The sequence below is a fragment of the Streptomyces sp. NC-S4 genome, assembly GCF_054353315.1.
Genome location: NZ_CM135937.1, coordinates 5,359,118 through 5,381,065, shown reverse-complemented (window position 1 = coordinate 5,381,065; position 21,948 = coordinate 5,359,118). Strand labels below are relative to the sequence as shown.

22 protein-coding genes are annotated in these 21,948 nt (G+C 72.6%); 11 read left to right on the top strand and 11 right to left on the bottom strand.

Annotated elements, in window-relative coordinates; all coding sequences use genetic code 11:
* Positions 1–46 precede the first annotated feature (46 nt).
* Positions 47–460 (top strand): DUF4307 domain-containing protein, encoded by a 414-nt coding sequence (locus ACXNSR_RS24350; RefSeq protein WP_458637586.1) that lies wholly within the window; start codon positions 47–49, stop codon positions 458–460.
* A 148-nt stretch (positions 461–608) separates the two neighbouring features.
* Positions 609–1,106, top strand: a complete 498-nt coding sequence (gene greA / locus ACXNSR_RS24345) for a transcription elongation factor GreA (RefSeq protein WP_030009952.1) — start codon at positions 609–611, stop codon at positions 1,104–1,106.
* Between the two features lie 123 nt (positions 1,107–1,229).
* On the opposite strand, the gene ACXNSR_RS24340 is transcribed toward greA, so the two are convergent.
* From ACXNSR_RS24340 to ilvA, 3 genes are all read right to left on the bottom strand, one after another.
* A complete protein-coding gene (locus ACXNSR_RS24340) occupies positions 1,230–2,105 on the bottom strand; it encodes an ABC transporter permease (protein ID WP_458637585.1) in 876 nt (291 codons plus the stop codon).
* Positions 2,102–3,148 (bottom strand): ATP-binding cassette domain-containing protein, encoded by a 1,047-nt coding sequence (locus tag ACXNSR_RS24335; protein WP_458637584.1) that lies wholly within the window; start codon positions 3,146–3,148, stop codon positions 2,102–2,104. Before ACXNSR_RS24335 ends, ACXNSR_RS24340 begins: the two co-directional genes overlap by 4 nt.
* A 137-nt stretch (positions 3,149–3,285) precedes the next feature.
* On the bottom strand, positions 3,286–4,518 hold the full coding sequence (ilvA, locus tag ACXNSR_RS24330) for a threonine ammonia-lyase (protein WP_458637583.1): 1,233 nt from the start codon (positions 4,516–4,518) through the stop codon (positions 3,286–3,288).
* A 173-nt stretch (positions 4,519–4,691) separates the two neighbouring features.
* Here ilvA and ACXNSR_RS24325 point away from each other — a divergent pair, with 173 nt between their 5' ends.
* Genes ACXNSR_RS24325 through ACXNSR_RS24315 form a run of 3 tightly spaced genes read left to right on the top strand, consistent with a single transcriptional unit; the run spans position 4,692 to position 5,944 of the window.
* A complete protein-coding gene (locus ACXNSR_RS24325; protein WP_458637582.1) occupies positions 4,692–5,213 on the top strand; it encodes a MarR family winged helix-turn-helix transcriptional regulator in 522 nt (173 codons plus the stop codon).
* Positions 5,214–5,270: 57 nt separating this feature from the next.
* Positions 5,271–5,693, top strand: a complete 423-nt coding sequence (locus tag ACXNSR_RS24320; RefSeq protein WP_458637581.1) for a sigma factor-like helix-turn-helix DNA-binding protein — start codon at positions 5,271–5,273, stop codon at positions 5,691–5,693.
* On the top strand, positions 5,690–5,944 hold the full coding sequence (locus ACXNSR_RS24315) for a hypothetical protein (protein ID WP_458637580.1): 255 nt from the start codon (positions 5,690–5,692) through the stop codon (positions 5,942–5,944). The genes ACXNSR_RS24320 and ACXNSR_RS24315 overlap by 4 nt, the downstream gene beginning before the upstream one ends.
* Positions 5,945–6,221: 277 nt before the next feature.
* On the opposite strand, the gene ACXNSR_RS24310 is transcribed toward ACXNSR_RS24315, so the two are convergent.
* Positions 6,222–7,379: a cystathionine gamma-synthase gene (locus tag ACXNSR_RS24310; protein WP_458637579.1), complete on the bottom strand. Its 1,158-nt coding sequence runs from the start codon at positions 7,377–7,379 to the stop codon at positions 6,222–6,224.
* A gap of 74 nt (positions 7,380–7,453) precedes the next feature.
* Here ACXNSR_RS24310 and ACXNSR_RS24305 point away from each other — a divergent pair, with 74 nt between their 5' ends.
* From ACXNSR_RS24305 to msrA, 4 genes are all read left to right on the top strand, one after another.
* On the top strand, positions 7,454–8,560 hold the full coding sequence (locus tag ACXNSR_RS24305; protein ID WP_458637578.1) for a hypothetical protein: 1,107 nt from the start codon (positions 7,454–7,456) through the stop codon (positions 8,558–8,560).
* 299 nt (positions 8,561–8,859) lie between these two features.
* Positions 8,860–10,458, top strand: a complete 1,599-nt coding sequence (locus ACXNSR_RS24300; RefSeq protein WP_458637577.1) for a M48 family metallopeptidase — start codon at positions 8,860–8,862, stop codon at positions 10,456–10,458.
* Positions 10,455–11,621: a hypothetical protein gene (locus tag ACXNSR_RS24295; protein ID WP_458637576.1), complete on the top strand. Its 1,167-nt coding sequence runs from the start codon at positions 10,455–10,457 to the stop codon at positions 11,619–11,621. Before ACXNSR_RS24300 ends, ACXNSR_RS24295 begins: the two co-directional genes overlap by 4 nt.
* A gap of 72 nt (positions 11,622–11,693) precedes the next feature.
* A complete protein-coding gene (gene msrA / locus ACXNSR_RS24290; RefSeq protein WP_030011412.1) occupies positions 11,694–12,362 on the top strand; it encodes a peptide-methionine (S)-S-oxide reductase MsrA in 669 nt (222 codons plus the stop codon).
* 18 nt (positions 12,363–12,380) lie between these two features.
* Here the strand turns inward: msrA and ACXNSR_RS24285 are convergent, their stop codons facing one another.
* The gene (locus tag ACXNSR_RS24285; protein WP_458637575.1) at positions 12,381–13,445 is read right to left on the bottom strand and encodes an NAD(P)-dependent alcohol dehydrogenase; all 1,065 of its coding nucleotides are present in this window, start codon (positions 13,443–13,445) and stop codon (positions 12,381–12,383) included.
* 164 nt (positions 13,446–13,609) lie between these two features.
* Between ACXNSR_RS24285 and ACXNSR_RS24280 the strand changes: the two genes are divergently transcribed.
* Positions 13,610–14,542 (top strand): helix-turn-helix transcriptional regulator, encoded by a 933-nt coding sequence (locus ACXNSR_RS24280; protein WP_458637574.1) that lies wholly within the window; start codon positions 13,610–13,612, stop codon positions 14,540–14,542.
* Between the two features lie 165 nt (positions 14,543–14,707).
* Here the strand turns inward: ACXNSR_RS24280 and ACXNSR_RS24275 are convergent, their stop codons facing one another.
* The 3 genes from ACXNSR_RS24275 to ACXNSR_RS24265 form a co-directional block, all read right to left on the bottom strand.
* Positions 14,708–15,667, bottom strand: a complete 960-nt coding sequence (locus ACXNSR_RS24275) for a GNAT family N-acetyltransferase (protein WP_458637573.1) — start codon at positions 15,665–15,667, stop codon at positions 14,708–14,710.
* Positions 15,668–15,842: 175 nt separating this feature from the next.
* Positions 15,843–17,111: a L,D-transpeptidase gene (locus tag ACXNSR_RS24270; RefSeq protein WP_458637572.1), complete on the bottom strand. Its 1,269-nt coding sequence runs from the start codon at positions 17,109–17,111 to the stop codon at positions 15,843–15,845.
* 134 nt (positions 17,112–17,245) lie between these two features.
* Positions 17,246–17,530: a hypothetical protein gene (locus ACXNSR_RS24265; protein WP_458637571.1), complete on the bottom strand. Its 285-nt coding sequence runs from the start codon at positions 17,528–17,530 to the stop codon at positions 17,246–17,248.
* A 164-nt stretch (positions 17,531–17,694) separates the two neighbouring features.
* On the opposite strand from ACXNSR_RS24265, the gene ACXNSR_RS24260 reads away from it, so the two are divergent.
* Entirely contained in the window at positions 17,695–18,057 is a 363-nt protein-coding gene (locus ACXNSR_RS24260; protein ID WP_458637570.1) for a hypothetical protein, read from the top strand.
* A 97-nt stretch (positions 18,058–18,154) separates the two neighbouring features.
* On the opposite strand, the gene hutH is transcribed toward ACXNSR_RS24260, so the two are convergent.
* The 3 genes from hutH to ACXNSR_RS24245 form a co-directional block, all read right to left on the bottom strand.
* A complete protein-coding gene (gene hutH, locus ACXNSR_RS24255; RefSeq protein ID WP_458643380.1) occupies positions 18,155–19,696 on the bottom strand; it encodes a histidine ammonia-lyase in 1,542 nt (513 codons plus the stop codon).
* Between the two features lie 107 nt (positions 19,697–19,803).
* Entirely contained in the window at positions 19,804–20,919 is a 1,116-nt protein-coding gene (locus ACXNSR_RS24250) for a GGDEF domain-containing protein (protein WP_458637569.1), read from the bottom strand.
* Positions 20,920–21,021: 102 nt separating this feature from the next.
* Positions 21,022–21,822 carry an enoyl-CoA hydratase/isomerase family protein gene (locus ACXNSR_RS24245; protein WP_458637568.1) on the bottom strand — a complete coding sequence of 267 codons (801 nt, stop codon included), beginning with the start codon at positions 21,820–21,822 and terminating at the stop codon, positions 21,022–21,024.
* Between the last annotated feature and the right edge of the window lie 126 nt (positions 21,823–21,948).

Below are 21,948 nucleotides of genomic sequence, written 5' to 3'. Positions count from 1 at the left end.
GAAAATTCCAGGGGTGACCCAGCCGTCCCCGGCGAGAGGAACGATCATGAGCGCGGTGCGCGAGGGACTGCCCGAGGGCCGGTACGGCCGGTCGGCGGACGAGCGTGCGGACCGGAAGCTCAAGATCATCGGATCGGTGCTGGGTGCGGCGCTGCTGGGCGTGGTCGGCTGGATCGGCTGGGACTACGTCGCGGGGCAGAGCGTGAGCGCCGAGGTGATCAAGTTCCAGGTGATTTCGGACACCGAGGTGAAGGTGCACCTGGAGGTCCGCAAGGAGGCCTCGCTCACCGGGGTCTGCTCCCTGAGCTCCCAGGACGAGGAGCACGCCGAGGTGGGTCGCGCGGACTTCACGTTCGCGCAGAACCGGTCGCGGGTGGACGAGATCGTCACCCTGAAGACCACGAGCCGGGCAACGATGATCGAGCTCATCGGCTGCCAGCCGGCCCCTTCCGCGCACTGAGGTCCCCGGAGGACCGAAGAGGATTGAAGTCGCGCCCCGCGAGGCAATGAGCCTCTGGGGTCCTCCCCCTTTTCTTCCCGAATTGTTAGGCTCGTGGTTTCGTCCGCCGATGGCGGTCAGTAGTCCCCTGTACCGACGAGGAGCACCCGTGACCCAGACGAGCGAAAGCGTCACCTGGCTGACCCAGGCGGCGTACGACCAGCTGAAGGCGGAGCTGGACTACCTCTCTGGTCCCGCCCGCACGGAGATCGCCACGAAGATCGCAGCCGCCCGCGAGGAGGGCGACCTGCGCGAGAACGGCGGGTACCACGCGGCGAAGGAGGAGCAGGGCAAGCAGGAGCTCCGGGTCCGCCAGCTCACGCAGCTCCTGGAGAACGCCAAGGTCGGCACCGCGCCCGCGTCCGACGGCGTGGTGGCCCCCGGCACGCTCGTCAAGATCGCCTTCGACGGCGACGAGGACGACACCATGGAGTTCCTGCTGGCCTCGCGCGAGTACGCGTCCTCGGACTTCGAGACGTACTCCCCCCAGTCCCCGCTGGGCAGCGGCGTGCTGGGCAAGGCGATCGGCGAGGACGCCGAGTACGAACTGCCGAACGGCAAGAAGGCCTCGGTCAAGATCCTTGACGTCAAGCCCTTCACCGGCTGATCACCCTCGGTCACCGTTTTCCGTCTGACCGACGACGCGCGATGCCCGGCCGGATCCTTCCGGCCGGGCATCGCGCGTTGCCGCCCGTACGGCCGCCTGCCGCGTCCGGCGTCCGTACGGGTCCTAGGCGGTCGCCGAGCGGTACTTGCGCACCGACAGGGTCCGGAACACCACGACGATCAGCACCGACCAGAGGATCGACGCCGTGATCGGGTGCTGCATGGGCCAGGCGTCCGGGACCGGGTAGCCCTCGGGAAGGTTCCCGAAGAGCTCGCGGGCCGCCTGCACGGTGGCGCTGAAGGGGTTCCACTCCGCGATGGTGCGCAGGAACGGCGGCATGTTCTCGGCGGGGACGAAGGCGTTCGAGATGAACGTCAGCGGGAAGAGCCAGATCAGCCCGCCCGAGGTGGCCGCCTCGGGGGTGCGCACGGACAGCCCGATCAGGGCGCCGATCCAGGAGAAGGCGTAGCCGAGCAGGAGCAGCAGGCCGAAGCCGGCAAGGACCTCGCCGAGGCTGGTGTGGGTGCGCCAGCCGACGAGGAGGGCCACGATCGCCAGGATGATCAGGGTGAACGTGGTCTGGACGAGGTCGGCGAGGGTGCGGCCGGTGAGGACCGCGCCGCGTGCCATGGGCAGGGAGCGGAAGCGGTCGATCAGGCCCTTGTGCATGTCGTCCGCGATGCCCGCGCCCGCGCCGGCGGTGGCGAAGGTGACGGTCTGGGCGAAGATGCCGGCCATCAGGAACTCGCGGTAGGCGGCCGGTGAGGTGCTGCCGCCGACGCTGATCGAGCCGCCGAAGACGTAGCTGAACAGGACGACGAACATCACCGGCTGGATCACGCCGAAGATGATCATCTCGGGGATCCGGGACATCCGGATCAGGTTGCGCTTGGCGATCACGAGGGAGTCGTTCACGCTCTGGACGACGCCGCCGCGCGGACGGGGCGCCGCGAGGTCGCGGTGCGGGGAGGCGCCCGGGTTCGGGGAGGTGAGGGTCACTTGGCCGCCTCCTTGCGGGCCGCCCTGCGGCCCTTGGTCGCGGTGCCGGTACCGGTCCCGGTACCGGCACCGGCCGGCGCGTCGCCGTTCTCGTCCTCGGCCCGTTCCGCGGCGTGCCCGGTCAGGGAGATGAACACGTCGTCGAGAGTGGGGCGGCGCAGGCCTATGTCGTCGATCTCGATGCCCCGGCCGTCGAGTTCGCGGATGACCTCGGCGAGCAGCTTGGCGCCGCCGGCCACGGGCACGGTCAGTTTCCGGGTGTGCTCCTCGACGGTGGTCTCGCCCTTGCCGAAGCCGGCGAGCACCTCGCGCGCGGTGGCGATGTGCTGCCGTTCGTGGACGACGACCTCCACGCGCTCGCCGCCGGTACGGGCCTTGAGCTGGTCGGAGGTGCCGCGGGCGATGACCTTGCCGTGGTCGACCACGCAGATGTCGTGCGCGAGGTGATCGGCCTCCTCCAGGTACTGGGTGGTGAGGAGCAGGGTGGTGCCGCCGGCGACCAGTTCCTGGATGATGCCCCACAGCTGCTGGCGGTTGCGGGGGTCGAGTCCGGTGGTCGGCTCGTCCATGAACATCACGGGCGGGCTGACGACGAGGGCGGCCGCGAGGTCCAGGCGCCTGCGCATGCCGCCGGAGTACGTCTTGGCCGTGCGGTCCGCCGCGTCGGAGAGGTTGAAGCGTTCGAGGAGTTCGGTGGCCCGGGCTTTGGCCGCCCTGGCCTTCATCTGGTAGAGCTGGCCGACCATCTGGAGGTTCTCGCGGCCGGTCAGGTACTCGTCGACGGCCGCGAACTGGCCGGACAGGCCGATGGCGCGGCGGACTTCGTTGGGGTGCCGCAGTACGTCGATGCCGGCGACGACGGCCTTGCCGCTGTCGGGCCGCAGGAGGGTGGTCAGGACACGTACGGTCGTGGTCTTGCCCGCGCCGTTCGGGCCGAGCAGACCCAGGACGGTGCCTTCGGGGACATCGAGGTCCACGCCGTCGAGAGCCCGTACGTCGCCGAAGGTCTTGACCAGACCTTCGGCGTAGATAGCGCCTGGCATATGGATTCTCCCAGTGAATCGGGCCAGTAGAATCAGGATATTCAGGGCATTTCTACGCAAATCCTATGAGTGCCGGGCAGGTCCCGCTCGGCCGAACGGGGGATGTCCGGGGCGGCCGGGGGGGCCGGGGACGCCTCCTAGCTCATCACCTTGTATCCCGCGCCGTGCAGGGAACGCGCGACTTCCGCGCAGTGCTCCGGGCCCTTCGTCTCCAGCTGCAGCTCCACCTCCACCTCCGTCAGCCCCAGCCGCGGGTCCGTCCGCACGTGGCTCACGTCCAACACGTTCGCATCCACCACTGACAACACCGCCAGGAGCCCGGCCAGGGCGCCCGGCCGGTCGGCCACGCGCAGCCGCAGGGACAGGTAGCGGCCCGCCGCCGCCATGCCGTGCCGCAGGATCCGCTGGAGCAGCAGCGGATCGACGTTCCCGCCGGACAGGACGGCCACCACCGGGCCGCCGCCGTACAGTTCGGGCTCGCTGAGCAGGGCCGCGACCGTGCTGCACCCGGCCGGTTCGACCACCAGCTTGGCCCGCTCCAGGCAGAGCAGCAGGGCACTGGAGAGGGCGTCCTCGGAGACCGTGCGCACGTCGTCGACGAGTTCGCCGATGATGTTGAAGGGGATGTCTCCGGGGCGGCCGACCTTGATCCCGTCGGCCATCGTGTTCGGCTCGTCGATCGAGATCGGATGTCCGGCCCTGAGCGAGGGCGGGTACGCGGCCGCGCCCGCCGCCTGCACCCCGATGACCCGCACGTCCGGCCGCAGCGCCTTCACGGCGACCGCGACGCCGGCCGCGAGACCGCCGCCGCCGATCCCGACGAGGATGGTCCGCACCTCCGGGCACTGCTCCAGGATCTCCAGGCCGACCGTGCCCTGGCCCGCGATGATGTCGCGGTGGTCGAAGGGGTGGATGAACACCGCACCGGTGCGGTCCGCGTACTCCTGGGCGGCCAGGAAGGTCTCGTCGACGACCTGCCCGTGCAGGCGCACGTCCGCGCCGTACTCCTGGGTCGCGGCCACCTTCGGCAGCGGCGCCCCGACCGGCATGAACACGGTCGAGCGGACCCCGAGGAGGGAGGAGGCGAGCGCCACGCCCTGCGCGTGGTTGCCCGCGCTCGCGGCGACGACACCGGCGGCCCGCTGCTCGGGGCGCAGGCCGGCGATGCGCACGTAGGCACCGCGGAGCTTGAAGGATCCGGTGCGCTGGAGGTTCTCGCACTTGAGGTGGACCGGGGAGCCGGTGAGTGCGGAGAGGTGCCGGCTGCCCTCCATGGCGGTGACCCGCGAGACGCCGGACAGCATCTTCTGGGCCCCCCGGACGTCGTCGAGGATGACCTGGGGGACGGGCTGGGGCACGCGGTAGTTCATTGCGCCAGTCTCGCAGGGCGCGCGGTAGGGGCGATATCTCGCCATCCGGGACACGCTCGGGGCAGGAGTCCCAACCGGCCGCACCAGTTCTCGTACGAGGCGTACGAGCCGCCGCACGGCCGCGTACTCTGTCCCCCATCCTTGTCGGACCCACGCGAAGAGAGCCCACGGCCATGCCTTCCACCCCGGCCAATTCCGATCTGCCCGCGGCGCCGGACGCGCCCGCCGGAGCCGGTCTCCTCGACGCGCTCCAGCACCAGGTGGCGGTCTTCGCCCGCCGTGCCGAGCAGACCCGTCTGGGCGGTGTGGGCCAGGCCCGCAACTCGATGGACCGCGCCGCCTACCTGCTGCTGAACCGGCTCGACCTGGAAGGCCCGATGGGCGTGAAGGCGCTCGCCGGCGGCATGGGGATCGACTCCTCCACGGTGACCCGGCAGGTCGCGCCGCTGGTCGACAGCGGTCTGGTCAAGCGGACCTCGCACCCCGAGGACGGACGGGCCGTGGTCCTCGCGCTGTCCCCGCGGGGGATGGCCCGGCTGGAGGAGGTCCGCTCCTCGCGGCGCGAGCTGATGGCCCGTGTGACGGAGGGCTGGAGCGAGGGCGAACGGGAATCCTTCACCGGTCTGCTGACGCGCTTCAACCTGTCGCTGTCGGAGCTCATGGCGGCCGTGGCCGAAGCCGGTCCCGCCTCCTGAGCGGAGTCCGTCCGGCCTCTTGACCTGAGCGGCCCCGCTGCCCGCACTATGTGGACTATGCGGGTGGTTGATCAACAGGCGGGCTCCTACGCGGAGTTCGAGGCCTTCGTCGCGGGCGCGGCCGGGCGGCTCCTGCACGTCGCGCTCCTGCTGACCGGTGAACCGGAGTCGGCCCGGCGGCTGCTGGCGGGCGCGCTGGCCCGTACGTACGCGAACTGGCGGCGCCTGCGCGGGGACGATCCGTACGACTTCACGCGCCAGGAACTGTGCTCGGCCTTCGCCCGGACCGGCTGGCGCCATCACGGTGGCGCCGGGGTGCTGGCCCGGCTGAGCCCGCCGGAGCGGCTCGTCCTCGTCCTGCGGCTCTACGAAGGGGTCGCGGAGGAGGTCACGGCGGCGCAGCTCGGGATGCCGGTGGAGCGGGTACGGGTGCTGTGCAACCGGGCCGTGGCCGCGCTGCGGGACCGGGAGGCGGCGTGAGCGGGCGCCCGGACCGGAAGGAGGAGCAGGTCAAGCGGCTCCTGGAGGGCCCGTACCCGCCGGTGCCGACGGGGCTCGCGGCGGGCGCCGCGGCCCGGGGCGACCGTCTGCTGCGGCGGCGGCGGGCGCTGCGGGGGGTTGGCTGGGCCGTGCTCTTCGCTGCCGCGGTGGCCTTCGTGGTGTGGGCCTCCCTGACCCGCCCCTGGCTCACCCCACCCAGCGGAATCTCCCCACCCCTCCAGGGCTGGTAGCCCCGCCGGGCCTGTTCAGCCTCGCCGGCGTTTGAGGCGCGGGGTCTGGGGCGGAGCCCCAGGAATCCCGGCTCCGCCGGGCACCGGGCTCCGCCCGGACCCGCGCCTCAAACGCCGGCGAGGCTGGATTGGCCGGGCCAAGGCTGGATGATGGCCCCGCATAGCCGGGAAGCCGGGGCCCGCCAGCGAGGCTGGGATTGGCCCGGCCGAGGCTGGATGGCGGCGCGGCGGAGCCGGGGGGTGCCGGGCCCGGGTGGGGCCCGGCACGGGGTGGGGGTTAGCCCAGGGCCTGGGTCAGGTCCGCCACGAGGTCGTCGGCGTTCTCGATGCCCACCGACAGGCGGATCAGGTCCGCCGGAACCTCCAGCGCCGAACCGGCCACCGACGCGTGCGTCATGCGGCCCGGGTGCTCGATCAGGGACTCGACGCCGCCCAGCGACTCCGCCAGGGTGAAGATCTTGGTGCGGCCGCAGACCGCGACCGCCTCTTCCTCGCCGCCGGCGACCTGGAAGGAGATCATGCCGCCGAAGTTGCGCATCTGCTTGGCCGCGACCTCGTGACCCGGGTGCTCGGGCAGGCCCGGGTAGAGGACGTTGGTGACCTTCGGGTGGCGCTTGAGAAGCTCGACGATCCTGCCCGCGTTCTCCGCGTGCCGGTCCATACGCACGGCCAGGGTCTTGATGCCCCGCAGCACGACCCACGAGTCGAACGGGCCGGCCACCGCGCCCATCGCGTTCTGGTGGTAGGCCAGCTCCTCGCCCAGCGCCGCGTCCGCGGCGACCAGCGCGCCGCCGACCACGTCGGAGTGCCCGCCCATGTACTTGGTCAGCGAGTGCACGACCACGTCCGCACCCAGCGCCAGGGGCTGCTGGAGGTACGGCGAGGCGAAGGTGTTGTCCACGACCAGCTTGGCGCCGGCCGAGCGCGCGATCTCCGCGACCACGGCGATGTCGGTGATGCCGAGCAGCGGGTTGGAAGGGGTCTCGACCCAGATGACCTTCGTCTTCGGGGTGAGGGCCGCCCGTACCGACTCGGGGCCGGAGGTGTCGGCCACCGACCACTCCACGCCCCAGCGGGAGACGACCTTCGCGAAGAGGCGGAAGGTTCCGCCGTACGCGTCGTTCGGGATGACCACGTGGTCGCCCGGGACGAGCAGCGTGCGCAGCAGGCAGTCCTCGGCGGCGAGTCCGGACGCGAAGGCGAGACCACGACGGCCGCCTTCCAGGGCCGCGAGGTTCTCCTCCAGCGCGGTCCGGGTCGGGTTGGCGCTGCGGCTGTACTCGTAGCCGCCGCGGAGCCCTCCGACGCCGTCCTGCTTGTAGGTGGAAACCTGGTAGATCGGGGGTACGACCGCGCCGGTCAGCGGGTCCGCCGTATTGCCCGCGTGGATCGCGCGGGTCTCGAAGCTCTGGTGCTCGTGGCTGTCGTCGCTCATGGTCCGATGCTATGCCCGCCCGGTGCCGGGCCCCCTATTGGCCTGCTCCCCCTCCGGTCTGGTTCGCTGGAGGCATGGAGATTGTGTGGTTGGTGTTCGCGATGCTCATGGTCGTGATCATTCTCGGTCCGTACATACGGCGCCGACGCGGTGGTATCCGCCTGGTCGCGCCGGACAGCCCCGACGCCGCCGACCCGGCGAACTACGGGTTCGACCGGCAGGAAGAGCTCGACATCCGCATCCCCGGGCCCGACCAGGACCTGATGGACGCCCTCGACAACGTGCGGCTCACCGGCGGCTGGCAGGCGGCCTCGCAGCTGCTCGCCGGGACCCCGCGGGAGGGGGAGCGGCGCTGGCAGCGCGTGCAGGCCTTCGGCGGGGCCGCGGCCCTGGAACTGATGGCGCAGCCCGGGACGGGCGCGCAGTGGCTGAAGGCGTGGCGGCTGGAGGCGCCTGAGGACCCGGGCGGTGCGCAGGTGCACGCGGAGCTGCTGGTGCAGCAGGCCTGGCGGCACTCGGGCGGTGTCGGCTCCGAGGACCACCGGATCATCCTGGAGGAGGCCCGGGAGGCGTGCCGCAGGGCCGCGCTGCTGGCTCCGGGGGACCCGGTCCCGTACATCACCGAGCTGGCGATCGCGCGCGGACTGGCGTACCCGGAGGCGGAGTTCGACGAGCTGTGGGCGAAGGTCGTCGACCGGGCCCCGGAGCACATGGGCGCCCACCTGGCGGCGCTGCACTACTGGGGTGCGAAGTGGCACGGCTCGCGGGAGCTGGCCGACGCCTTCGCGCACGCGGCCGCGGCGCGCGCCCCGCAGGGCTCGCTGCTGGCGGCCCTGCCGATGTTCGCGCTGCGCGAGAACCAGCCGGACGTCGTGCTGAGCCCGAGCTTCTACCGGGGCGCGGTCGTCACGCGGGCGGTGGAGGGTGCCCTGTACGCGGTGCACTCGGCGCGGCAGGACGACCCGATGGTGGCGCACGTGCGGCACCTGCTGCTGATGTTCCTGGTCTGCATGGAGCGGTGGGCGGAGGCCATGGAGCAGGTGCGGCACGTGGACGGGTACGTGGGCGCGCTGCCGTGGTCGGAGGCGCCGGACCCGGCCGCCGCGTACGCGGTGTACCGGGCGATGGCGGTGGCGGGGTACGAGGCGAACGGCGGCTCGCCGGCGACGCTGGCGCAGTAGGCCGTCTCTTCCGGATCCTGCGGGCCCGGCAGGATCCGGAAGGGACGGCCCAGCCGTCCGGGCCGGTCGGCGGGTCCGCGGTCCCGCCGCCCGCCCGGCGGCGCCGGGCCCGCCCCGCGCAGGCCCCGGCCGCCCGGGCGGATGTGTCCCCATCGTGACCCCACCCCACGGGATGGGCCGAAGCTTCGGCCAATAAAGTTGCCGTAAGTAATCACAGGCCGCATGATGCGGCGGTGGCCGGCCCTCTGCCCCGCCACCTGCTTCAGCACCGCTTTCATCCCGTGGGGGGATCTGTCCATATGGGCGCTTCACTGCGCGCCTTGCGCGCTCTCGTCCTGCTCGCAGGCTTCTACCTGCTCGGCGTGTTCCTGCTGGCCGCCCTCGGCGGCATTGACTACGCCGTCGTCACCACGCTGCACGGCCCGATCGCGGGCAAGCTGCTGCTGGTCTCCGTCGTCCTCGCCATCCCGATCGTGCGCGGCCTGTTCATGCTGCGCACGCCCAAGGGCGAGCCCCTGGCCGGTGTCACGGTCGGCGAGGCGCAGGAGCCCGAACTGTGGGCGGTCGTACGCGACATCGCGCAGCAGGTCGGCACCCGCGCCCCCGACGAGATCGTGCTGATCGACGAGGTGAACGCGGCGGTCAGCGAGGACTCCAAGCTGCTGGGCCTGCGGCCCGGCACCCGTCGCCTCTACCTCGGCCTGCCGCTGATGACGGGCCTGGACGAGATGCAGCTGCGCGCGGTGCTCGCCCACGAGATGGGCCACTACGCCAACTTCGACACGCGCCTGACCCCGCTGATCGCCCGCGGCCGCGGCCAGCTGATCCGCACCATCGGCTACTTCCACGACCGGGCCGACAAGAAGGAGGCCAAGGAGCGCGCGAAGCAGGAGCGCAAGGACGAGAAGCGGATCGCCAAGGGCAAGAAGGCCAAGGGCGTCGACACCGCGGGCGAGGGCGCGATGTACCGCGCCATGGCCAAGATCTACATCGCGTACGGCAACTTCTACATGCGCGCCACCCTCTCGACCTCGCGCCGCCAGGAACTCGCCGCCGACCTCGCCTCGGTGCGGGTCGCCGGCCGCGACTCCGCCGCGTCCGCGCTGCGCGAGCTGAACGCCCTCGGCTCGGCGCACGACTTCTACATGAGCTCCTACGCCACCCTCGGCGTCGGGGCCGGCCTGCTGCCCCGCCAGGGCGAGGTCTTCGGCGGTCTGCGCCGGCTCCTGGACGCGCGCTCGGCCGATCTGGACGAGCTGCGCCACGAACTGTCGACCGAGCCCGCCTCCCCCTACGACTCCCACCCCGCGCTCGCCGAGCGCGTGGCCCGCATCGAGGCCCTGCCCGACGACGGCCGCGGCGGGCAGGCCGCCCGGCCGTCCCTGGAGCTGCTGGCCGACGCCGACGCGGCGCTGGCCGCGCTGGAGCAGGTCGTGCTCACCCCGGAGGCGCTCACGCTGAAGCGGGTCGGCTGGGAGGACCTCGTCCACGAGTCCATGACCAAGTACGTCGGCCAGGGCGCGGAGGACATCCGCGAGGCCTTCGCCGCCGAGGGCGCCGGCCCCGGGCTCGACGCCGTGCTCGACGCGTTCGACGCCGACCCGGCGGTGCGCTGGCGCATCGCCGACCGGTTCCCGAAGTCCGAGGAGGCGCAGGCCGCCACCGGCCGCACGGCCCGCGAGTTCGCCCGCCCGGTCGTCCGGCGCGCGCTGAACCAGCTGGTCACCGTCGAGCTGACGGCCCGCGGCGCCGCCCGCTGGCAGCTGTCCTGGTCCGACTCGGCCTCGCTGAGCTACCCGGCCGACGGGTTCGAGGACCGCCTGGGCGCCGCTCTGGACGCGGCCGTCGCCGACCTGCCCGACACTGAATCCCTGCGAAAGCTGGTGCTTGCCCCGTGATCGGCCTCTACATCCTGGGCGCCATGCTGCTGTTCGGCGCGTTCAAGGTGCTGCGCGGCGTCTACTACATCCGCAAGGCGAAGCGGCTGGAGGCGGAGATCGCCGTCATCGAGGGCCGCACCGAGGCCACGAACGCCGAGACGGCCGCCCTCAAGGCGGAGCGGAAGGCCGAGAAGGCGGCCGCGGTCGTCGCGCTGGGCTTCGTGGCGGAAGCCGACCTCGACACCGAGAACCCGGCCCCGGTACCGCCCGGGCGGACCGCCGCGCTCGAAGCCGTCCGCTCGGGCGACTGGGAGGCGGGAGCCGCGTACATCGAGGCGGCCGGCAAGGACTGGCAGGAGCGCATGGAGCGCGTCCGCCCGCTGGCCGAGGCGGCCGCCGAGGACGACGCGTGGCTGCTGGCCTGGCGCGCGGCGCGGCCCTCGGACCCGACGGCCGCCCTGGTGGACGCCGACACCGCGATCATGGTGGCGTGGAACGTGCGCGGGTCCCAGTCGGGCAGCCGCACCACGCAGGAGCAGTTCCGGCTCTTCCGCGACCTGCTGGTCAAGGCGCAGGAGGTCGCCCACGAGGCCCAGCGCCTCGCCGACCCGGCGGACCCGACCCCGTACATCGTGGAGCAGCCCATCGGGCAGGGCCTGGGCTACTCGCACGAACGCTACCGCGAGCTGTGGGCGCAGATCGTCGAGCGCGACCCCAAGGTGCTGTGGTCGCACGTCAGCGGCCTGCAGTACTGGTGCATGAAGTGGCGCGGTTCGCACGAGCTGGCGCTCGCCTTCGCGCGCGAGTCGGCCGCGGCCGGAGCGCCCGGCGACCTGCTGTCGCTGCTGCCGCTGATCGCGTACTTCGAGCAGGAGACGCACGAGGACGACCTGGCGGCCGAGACGTTCTTCAAGGAGCCGGACGTCGTCGCGGCGGTGGACGCGGCACTGCTGGACCTGGCGGCTGCGGGCGACGACCACCCGGGGACGGCACGCATCCGGCACATGCTGGCGTACCTGCTGTTCTGGCAGGACCGCGACGAGCAGGCCGTCGAGCAGTTCCGCCACATCGACGGGTACATCGGGGCGCTGCCGTGGAGCTACGCGGGCTCGCCGAAGAGCCGGTACCTGTACGCCCGTGACTGGGCGGTGGGCGTGACCACGCCGGGTCTGGAGCCCTGACGGCGGCGGAGGGCGGGCCGGGGAATCCCGGCCCGCCCTCCGCACGTTGTCACTCCCACAAGGAGGGAATCCATGTTCTCGTACCGCCGTACGCCCGAGCTCCCCACCCGCGAGGAGGCCCTGACGGGCCGCGCGGAGCCGTTGTTCGCCGTGCCCGACCGGCACACCGTGCTGGGCAACCCGCTGTCCGGCCCCTACCCCGCGCACCTGGAGGTCGCCGACTTCGGTCTGGGCTGCTTCTGGGGTGCGGAGCGCAAGTTCTGGCAGACCCCCGGGGTGTGGACCACGCTGGCCGGCTACCAGGGCGGCTTCACCGAGAATCCGACCTACGAGGAGGTCTGCTCGGGTCTGACCGGCCACACCGAGGTGGTCCGCGTGGTCTTCGACCCGTCCCAGGTCTCCTACGCCGCGCTGCTGAAGCTGTTCTGGGAGTCCCACGACCCCACCCAGGGCTTCCGCCAGGGCAACGACGTCGGCACCCAGTACCGCTCGGCGGTCTACACCCACTCCCCCGACCAGCAGGCGACGGCGGAGGCCTCCCGCACGGCCTACCAGCAGGTCCTGGCCTCCTCGGGCTACGGCCCGATCACCACGGCGGTGCTGCCGGCGGCGGAGCGCCCCTTCTGGCCCGCGGAAGCCCACCACCAGCAGTACCTGGACAAGAACCCGGGCGGCTACTGCGGCATCGGCGGCACGGGCGTGTCCTGCCCGATCGGTGTGGCGAAGGCTCCCGGGGCGTGACGGCCCCCGCCGCCGGGGTCAGATCGTCGACGCGTCGATCACGAAGCGGTAGCGCACGTCGCTCGCCAGCACCCGCTCGTACGCCTCGTTGATCTGCCCGGCGGCGATCAGCTCGATCTCCGCGCCCAGTCCGTGCTCGGCGCAGAAGTCCAGCATCTCCTGGGTCTCGGCGATCCCGCCGATCATCGATCCGGCGAGGGTCTTGCGGCCGCCGATGACGGAGAAGAGGTTCAGCGCGACGGGCTCCTCCGGGGCGCCGACGTTCACCAGCGCGCCGTCGACCTTCAGCAGGCCGAGGTACCGGTCCAGTCCGAGCGGCGCGGAGACGGTGGACAGGACCAGGTCGAAGCGGCCCGCCAGCTCGTCGAAGGTGGCCTCGTCGCTGGTGGCGTAGTAGTGGGAGGCGCCCAGCTTCAGGCCGTCCTCCTTCTTGCGCAGGGTCTGCGACAGTACGGTCACCTCCGCGCCGAGGGCCGCGGCGATCTTCACTCCCATGTGGCCGAGGCCGCCGAGACCGACGATCGCGACCTTCTTGCCGGGGCCGGCCTGCCAGTGCCGGAGCGGGGAGTAGAGGGTGATGCCGGCGCACAGCAGCGGGGCGGCGGCGTCCAGGGCGAGGCCGTCGGGTATGCGGACGGTGTAGTTCTCGTCGACGACGAGGTGGGTCGAGTAGCCGCCGTAGGTGGGCTCGCCGCTGCGGTCGAGGGCGTTGTAGGTGCCGGTCATGCCCTCGGCGCAGTACTGCTCCTGGCCGCGCAGGCAGTACTCGCAGCGGCGGCAGGAGTCGACGAAGCAGCCGACGCCCACGCGGTCCCCGACGGCGAACTTCGTGACGCCCGGGCCCACTTCCGTGACCACTCCGGCGATCTCGTGACCGGGGACCATGGGGTAGATGCCCTCGCCCCAGCCGTCGCGGACCTGGTGGATGTCCGAGTGGCAGATACCGGAGTACTTGATGTCGATGAGGACGTCGTGCTCGCCGACGGGGCGGCGCGGGACGGTGGTGCGCTCCAGCGGGGCCTTGGGGGCGGGGGCGGCGTAGGCGGCGACCTGGGTGGCCTGGGTGGGCCGGGCGACGGACATGGGGGTGCTCCTCGAACGGGGTGGTGCCTCTGCGGTGGCCCCCACGCTGCCGGTCCGTCCGGCGGGCAGCCAGCCCCCTGCCGTGCCTACGACCGGTGAACCTACTCCTGGCGGGGTCAGGCTCACGGCTGCCCCGCGGCGCACCGCCCGGGGATAATTGCGCAATGGACCAGCTTGATCAGCGAGCCTGCCTCGGCGAGTTCCTCCGTTCCCGGCGTGCGCGGCTGCGCCCCGAGGACGTGGGCCTGCCCGACCACGGGCGCCGGCGCGTGCCCGGGCTGCGCCGGGAGGAGCTGGCGCAGCTGGCGGGGGTGTCGGTCGCGTACTACACGCGGCTGGAGCAGCGTGACGGGCACAACGTGTCGGTGGAGGTCCTGGACGCGCTCGCGCGGGCCCTGCGCCTCGACGGGAGCGAGCGGGCCCACCTGATGGACCTGGCGCGGCCGAAGGCGCACCGGCGCCGCCACAGCCGGCGCCCGCAGCAGGTGCGGCCGGAGCTGCGCACGCTGATGGACGCGATGTGCGGCGTACCGGCGTACCTGGTGGGGCACCGGCAGGACGTCATCGGCTGGAACCGGCTGGCGGCCGCGGTCTTCGGGGACTTCGGGGCGCTGCCGGCCGCCGAGCGGAACCTGGTGCGGCTGGTGTTCCTGGACCCGGCGACGGCGGAACTGTACGGGGAGTGGGAGTGCCGGGCGTGCGAGGTGGTGAGCAACCTGCGGATGTACGCCGGCCAGAACCCGGACGACGAGCAGCTGTCGGCGCTGGTCGGGGAGCTGTCGGTGAAGAACGAGGAGTTCCGGCGGCTGTGGGCGGCGCACACGGTGGCGGACAAGACGCACGGGGAGAAGGTGCTGCGGCACCCGCTCGTGGGTGAGCTGCGGCTGTCCTTCGAGACGCTGAAGCTCCCGGACGACCCGGCGCAGTCGCTGGTCACCTTCCACGCGGCACCCGGCTCCCCGTCGGCGGACGCCCTGCGTCTGCTGGCGTCGTGGTCGGCCCCGTCGGAGGGGGCCGGTGCGCGGACGGGCCAGGTGCCCGGTCAGGCGCCCGCGCACCCGGCGGAACCATCGGCGGATCGCTCGGCCACCCGGTGACCGGCGCGACCGGCGGCGCGACCGGCGGCACGGTCGACGGCGTCCGGTGCCGTACCCGGCAAGGCGGAGGTGCGCACCGCGTACTGGACGTACTCGGGCGCCCCGACAACGCGGCCGGGTGCGGTTCCGGGCGTCGCGGGCCCGGCAGGATCCGAAGGAGACGGCCTACAGCTTGAGCTGGAAGATGCCCGCCTCGCGCCCCCGCCGGTAGCCGATGGACTCGTTCACCGCCCGCATGTGGGGGTTCGCCTCGGCCACCGTCGTGGCGATGGCGCGCAGCGCCGGGTAGCGTGCGGCGGCTTCCGCCGCCATGCGCAGTTTGACGGCCCGGCCGAGGCCGTGGCCGCGGTGACCGGGGACGACCACCGTGCCGTGCTGGAGGGCGCGCGGGCCGGCAGGGTCCGGCAGGACGAGCTCGGTGTACGCCGCCACCTCGCCGGCCCCGGTCACGGCCGCGACCGTCAGCTGCTCCCAGCCCCGGTCGATGATCACCTGCTGCATGTCGTGCAGCCGCTGCACCGTCCAGACCGGGGACCGCTCGTCCATGTCCCCGCTCGGCGCGTCCTCCATCGCGTCGTGGGCCGCGGCGGCGGCCGGCGCCCAGGCGTCGGGGACCGGGCCGTGCCAGGTGAGGAGCTCGTATCCGGGGGCGGCCGGAACCCGCGCGGGCCCGTCGGCGGGGAGGGCCTGTTCGTACCAGGCCATCGGCAGGACGTTCACGAACCCCAGCGACTGCGCGAACGCCTGCCCCGGGCCTCCCAGGTCCAGCTGGGCCATGACCGAGGTCCGGCCCTGCGCGAGCAGTTCCTCGCGGACCCGCTCCCACAGGGCGGTGGCCACGCCCCGCCGCCGCTCCTGCGGCCGTACGGCCAGCACGTCCAGCAGCGCGGTGTGCGTGTTGCCCTCGTCCGTGAACAGGACCAGGGCCGCGACGCCCGCGTCCCCGTCCGCCGCCCAGAGCGCGTACCGGCCGCGCGCCGGCCCGACGCGCAGCCGCCCGCCGACCTCCCTGCGGGACGGGGCGGGCAGCTGCGGCAGATCGGCGGCCCCGGCCTCGGTCAGGACCGCCAGCCAGGCGTCGACCGCGTCGTCGGACGGAGGCAGGTCAAGGGAGTGGATCATCATGTCCCCGACCCTAGACGCGCCCCGGGGCCGCCGTTGAGCGCTTTTCGGCCACGTCGCCCCGGCCCGGCACCGCACCCCACCGCACCCCGCACGAACGCGCCCCGCACGAAGCCGAACGGCGGGGACCCCGTGAGGGGTCCCCGCCGTTCGGCGTGCGCGGTGCGCGTGCGCGGGGTCAGGCGGCCGAGCCGGCCTTCCACTCCGCCCAGCCCATGTTCCAGCCGTTGAGGCCGTTGTCGGGCTTGATGGTCTTGTCCGGGGAGTTGACCACGGTGACCACGTCGCCGATGAGCGAGTTGTCGTAGAACCAGGCGGCGGGCTGGTTCGGGTCGCCCGCGCCCTTGACGTCGTTCAGGCCCACGCAGCCGTGGCTGGTGTTCGCGCTGCCGAAGACCGAGTCGGCGCCCCAGTAGTTGCCGTGGAGGAAGGTGCCGGACTGGGACAGGCGCATGGCGTGCGGGACGTCCTTGATGTCGTACTCGCCCTTGCCCTCGCTGTCCTTGAAGCCGACGGTGGAGCCGTCCATCCGGGTCTCCTTGAACTTCTCGGAGATCACCATCTGACCGTTGTAGGTCGGGTTGTCCGGGGAGCCCGCCGAGATCGGGATGGTCTTGATGACCGCGCCGTCCCGGGTGACCGTCATCTTCTTGGTCTTCGTGTCGACCGTGGAGACCTGGCTGCGGCCGATCTTGAAGGTGACGGTCTTGTTCTGGACGCCCTGGACGCCGGGAGCGCCCTGGACGCCTTCCAGCGCCAGCTTCATGGTGACGGTGGAGTTCGCCTGCCAGTACTGCTCCGGGCGGAAGTCCAGGCGCTGCGCGCCGAACCAGTGGCCGACGACTTCCTGGCCGCTGCTGGAGCTGACGGAGATGGCCGCCTGGACGGCCTTCTTGTCCTGGATCGGCTTGTTGAAGGTGATCGAGACCGGCATGCCCACGCCGACCGTCTGGCCCTCGTCCGGGACGAACGAGCCGACGAAGCTGTTCTCCGGGGAGACGGTGGTGAAGGAGGCGTTCTCGTGCGCCTCCTTGCCGTCCGCGTCCTTGGCGGTAGCCGCCAGGGCGTACTTCGTGGAGCGCTTCAGCGCGGCGTCCGGCTTCCAGCTCTTGCCGTCGGCGGCGATCTTGCCGGCCACGGCCGTGCCCTCGCTGGTCTTCAGCTCGACCTGGGTCAGGGTGCCGTCGGCGACGGCCACGTTGGCCGCGTCGTTGAGGCCGACGTTCGTGGCCCCGTCCTTCGGCGTGATGGTTATCTTGGCCTTCGAGGTGTCCTTGGCGGCCGCCGCGTCGACATCCGCCTGCGCCTTGCCCGCCTCGGAGCCCTTCGGCTTCGCGTCGTCTCCGCCGCCGCACGCCGTGAGCATCAGTACCCCACCGAGCACGGCGGATATGGCCACCAGGGACCTGCTCCGCCGCATACTGTCCGTCCTCACACGCCACTCCATCGTTGCCGGATACCCCGGAGGCTGGCCGTCCCCGGGGTGGGCCGGGCAGGGGGCGCGCCCCCTGCCTGGTCATGACAACGCGTTAACGGCGCCGGCCGGTTCCACATTCCGTTCGGATGTGGTCCACCACACGGTCAGGCGTTGTCGGGTTCTTCGTCGAACTCCCCATCTTCCTCGTCCAGGTCCCACTCCATGGACTCGGGGTCGTATTCGACGGGCTCGCTGCTCCAGGAGGCCTGGGCGAGCTCCACCCCGGGAATGTCCGCGACCAGGTCAGTGGGGTCGACGAGGTAGGCGAGGGCCTCCGACTCGTCCTCGCGGACGGCGGACTCGGCGTGGCCGCGCTCCTCGTCCGGCATGAACTCGTCGGCCTTGATGTGTGCGAGCGCGGCTCCCGTGAGTGCCTGAACGTCCGGCACCTCCAGGACCAAATCAACCCGAAGTCGTACATAGCGTGATACCTCAGAAGAGTTCATACGACGGAGAGTAAGCCCGCGGAAGCCCCGACTTTCCCACGACCCGCCCCTTTCCGTAGCATCACCGCACACGGCCAATTCGCTGCTGCCACAAGGGGGATCGCACCGTGTCCGCACGCCGACCGCTGCTCACCGCTCTCGGAGCGACCACCCTCCTCGCCGCCCTGTGGTTCGTACCCTCGGCGGGCGCCACCTCGGCCGGTGTCGAGGAGACCGGCTCCGGCGTGCCCGCGGGCGCGAACGCCGCCGGAGCGGCCACCGGCGCGACCGGCTCCACCGGATCCGATTCCACTTCCGAGGCCCCCGGGGCGGTCACGGGAACGGCTTCCGGACCGGCCTCGCACCCGCAGCCGCTGCTCGCCGCCACCGGATCCGTGGACACCACCCCCTACCTCCTGGGCGGCACCCTCTTCCTCGGCGTCGGAGCCGGCTTCGTGGCCTTCTCGGTCCGGCGCTCGCACGCGCCGTAGGACTGCGGGCCCCGGGGCCGCGGGGCTCCGGACACGGCGAAGGGCCGCCACGGGGTCAGGTCCCGGGGCGGCCCTTCGGCACGTACGCGGCCCGCCGTCAGGCGAGCGGACCCGTCACCGGCTCCACCGCGGCCAGCAGGCCGCCCGTACGGATGTACTCGTCGGCTGCGGCCAGGTCGGGGGCGAGGAAACGATCCGGCCCGGGGCCCTGCACACCCGCCGCACGGGCGCCCGCGATCGCGGCCTGGCTGGCCGGGGCCGGGGTCAGGCCGTGGCGCAGCTCGATGGCGCGGGTGGCCGCGTAGAGCTCGATGGCGATGATCCGCGTCAGGTTGTCGACGGCGGTGCGCAGCTTGCGCGCGGCCGACCAGCCCATCGAGACGTGGTCCTCCTGCATGGCGGAGGAGGGGATCGAGTCGGCCGAGGCCGGCACCGCGAGCCGCTTCATCTCGCTGACCAGGGCGGCCTGCGTGTACTGGGCGATCATCAGACCGGAGTCCACGCCGGCGTCGTCCGCGAGGAACGGCGGCAGGCCGTGCGAGCGGTTCTTGTCGAGCAGCCGGTCGGTGCGGCGCTCGGCGATGGAGCCGAGGTCGGCGGCCGCGATGGCGAGGAAGTCCAGGACGTAGGCGACCGGGGCCCCGTGGAAGTTGCCGTTGGACTCGACGCGCCCGTCGGGCAGCACCACCGGGTTGTCGACGGCGGCGGCCAGCTCGCGGGAGGCCACCAGGGCGGCGTGCGCCATGGTGTCGCGGCCGGCGCCGGCGACCTGCGGGGCGCAGCGCACGGAGTAGGCGTCCTGCACGCGCGGGGCGGTCTCCTCCTGGTAGTGGCGCACGAGCCCGGAGCCCTTGAGGACGGCGGCCATGTTCGCGGCGGAGGCGCCCTGCCCCGGGTGCGGGCGGATGGCGTGCAGCTCGGGCTCCAGCACCTTCTCCGTGCCGAGCAGCGCCTCCAGGGTGAGGGCGGCGGTGATGTCGGCGGAGGTGTAGAGCTTGCCGAGGTCGGCGAGGGCCATGATCAGCATGCCGAGCATGCCGTCGGTGCCGTTGAGGAGGGCGAGGCCCTCCTTCTCGCGGAGGACGACGGGTTCGATGCCGGCTTCGGCGAGCAGCTCGCCAGCGGGGCGGACGGTGCCGTCGGGGCCCTCCGCGTCACCCTCGCCCATGAGGGCGAGGGCGCAGTGGGACAGCGGGGCGAGGTCGCCGGAGCAGCCCAGGGAGCCGTACTCGTGGACGACGGGGGTGATCCCGGCGTTGAGCACGTCGGCCATGGTCTGCGCGAAGGAGGGGCGTACGCCGGTGTGACCGGAGGCGACGGTCTTGAGGCGGAGGAACATCAGCGCGCGGACGACCTCCCGCTCGACGCGCGGGCCCATGCCGGCGGCGTGCGAGCGGACGATGTTGCGCTGGAGCTGGGCACGCAGCTCGGGGCTGATGTGCCGGGAGGCGAGCGCACCGAAGCCGGTGGACACGCCGTAGACGGGCTCGGGCTTGGCGGCCAGCGCGTCGACGATCTCGCGGGCCCGGGCGAGCGCGTCCAGCGCCTCCGCGGAGAGCTCGACGCGTGCGTTGCCGCGGGCTACGGCGATGACGTCCTCGGCGGTGGTCCCGGACGTCCCCACCACGACAGTGTGCATATCCATATTCAGCACCCTACGGATTGAATCGCTTCATGTCACTAGCTGGATTCGTCACGATCGCGACGCGGTTGGACCCCTTACGGACCGGTAGCGCGAGCGGCCGGTCACAGACGGCCCCGGAAGCGGCGCCGCTCCCCGGGAGCCTCCTCGGCGGCGGCGTCCGCGAGCCGGACCACCGCGGTGTCCCGGCCCGCCACGACGGGTTTCGGCGAGCGCGCGGCCTTCGCCTTGTACTGGGCGGCGTCCGCCAGCCGGAACAGCCGCCGGGAGGACTTCACCAGCCCGATCGGGTCCCCGGTGGAGGCCACCCCGCAGGCCACCCCCTCGCCCAGCTCCAGCTCGGCCGCCCGGGTGCACACCTCCTCGGTGACGCGCACGATCTCGTCCGCCGTCGGGCCGACCCCGACCAGGCAGAACTCGTCGCCGCCGAGCCGGGCCACCAGCGATCCGGGCAGCATCGCCCCGCACAGGCTCAGGACCGACCCGAACCGCTCCAGGAGCCGGTCGCCCATGGCGTGGCCGAGGGTGTCGTTGACCGTCTTGAGCCCGTTCAGGTCGCAGACGACGAGGCTGACGACCACCCCGGTCCGCCGGTGCTCCTCCAGGGCCTCGTCGAGCCGCATGTCGACCGCCCGCCGGTTCGCGAGCCCGGTCAGCGGGTCGGTGAAGGCGAGCCGCCGGGCCTCCTCCAGCCGCTCGTTCTGCGCGAGACCGGCCGCGATCACGGCGGCGAGCACGGTGGCGAAATCGGCGTCGTCCTCGTCGAAGTCGGGCAGCCCCTCGTCCCGGGCGACGTACAGCTCGCCCCAGGCGCGGCCGCTGAGCACGATGGGCGCCACCACACAGGTCCCGCGGCCGCGCCGGCGCAGGGCCTCCCCGCGCCGCCCCGGCCGGTCGCCGACGGCGCTCTCGACCCAGGCGTGCGGGCCGCCGCCGCCCACCCAGAGCTCGTGCAGGAATTCGGTGATCTCGGGGAAGTCGTGCACGGGGTAGGACTCGTCCTCGGGGAACTCCTCCTCGCCCGCCCGGCGCTCGCCCTCGTTCACGAGCACCCGCAGGCTCCCCCGCTCCCGCTCCCACGCGGAGATCGCGGCGAACGAGCCGTCCAGCGCCACGCGCGCGCCCCGCGCGGCCGCCCGCACACTGTCCCGCGGCGCGTGCGCCGCGGCCATCGCCTGAGCGAGTCCCACCACGGCTCGTAGCCGCCCGTCAACTCCCATCACCCCAGGCTAGGGACTTTTGTCAGATTTGGAGACAATTGGCGCGACTTTCGGTGCCACCAAGATCACCAAGGGTGATCGGCGGCAACGGGGCGCGGGCCGCTACTCCCCCGGCCAGTTCGGCTTGCGCTTCTCGTTGAACGCCGCGACGCCCTCCACCCGGTCGCCCGAGAAGGCCACCGTCCGCCAGGCCGCGTCCTCGATCTCCAGGCCGGCTTCCAGGTCCATCCCGTGCCCCAGCCGCAGCGCCCGCTTGGCCGCCCGCAGACCCACCGGGGAGTTCGCCGCCATCCGGGTCGCCAGCGCCAGCGCCTCCGCCGTGTCCTGGCCGGCCGGGACCACCGAGTCCACCAGGCCCAGGGAGAGCGCCTCGGGCGCCTCCACCCGGCGCGCCGTGAAGATCAGCTCCGCGGCCCGCGCCGCACCCACCCGGCGCGGCAGCAGCTGCGTGCCCCCGCCGCCGGGGATCACGCCCACCGACACCTCGGGCAGGCCCACCACCGCGGTCTCGTCGGCCACGATCACGTCGCAGGCCAGGGCCAGCTCGAAGCCGCCGCCCAGCGCGAACCCGTGCACCGCCGCGATCGTGGGCATCGGCAGCGCCAGCACGCCCCCGTACGCCCCGCGCGTGGTCGGCCGCTGCCGGACCAGCTCGGTGTCCGAGAAGGAGTTCCGCTCCTTGAGGTCCGCCCCGACGCAGAAGGCCCGCTCCGCGGTGGAGGACAGCACCACCACCCGCACCGACGGGTCCGCCGCGAGCGCCGCGCAGGCGGCGCCGATCGAGCGGGCCATCTCCGTCGACACCGCGTTCATGGCCTTGGGGCGGTCCATCGCAAGCTCCGCGACGTGCCCGTCGCCCTCCCGACGTACCGCGACGAACTCTCCGAAGCGCTGCTCAGACATGCCTGCGACCCTCCCGGTTAACGAGCGTTATCGCCGCACTCTAGTGCGCGGGGAGGCCACCGGGTCAAGGCTGCGCCGCCGCGGGACAGGGCCGCTCCCCGGCCCGCCGCCGACCGAGGACACCGC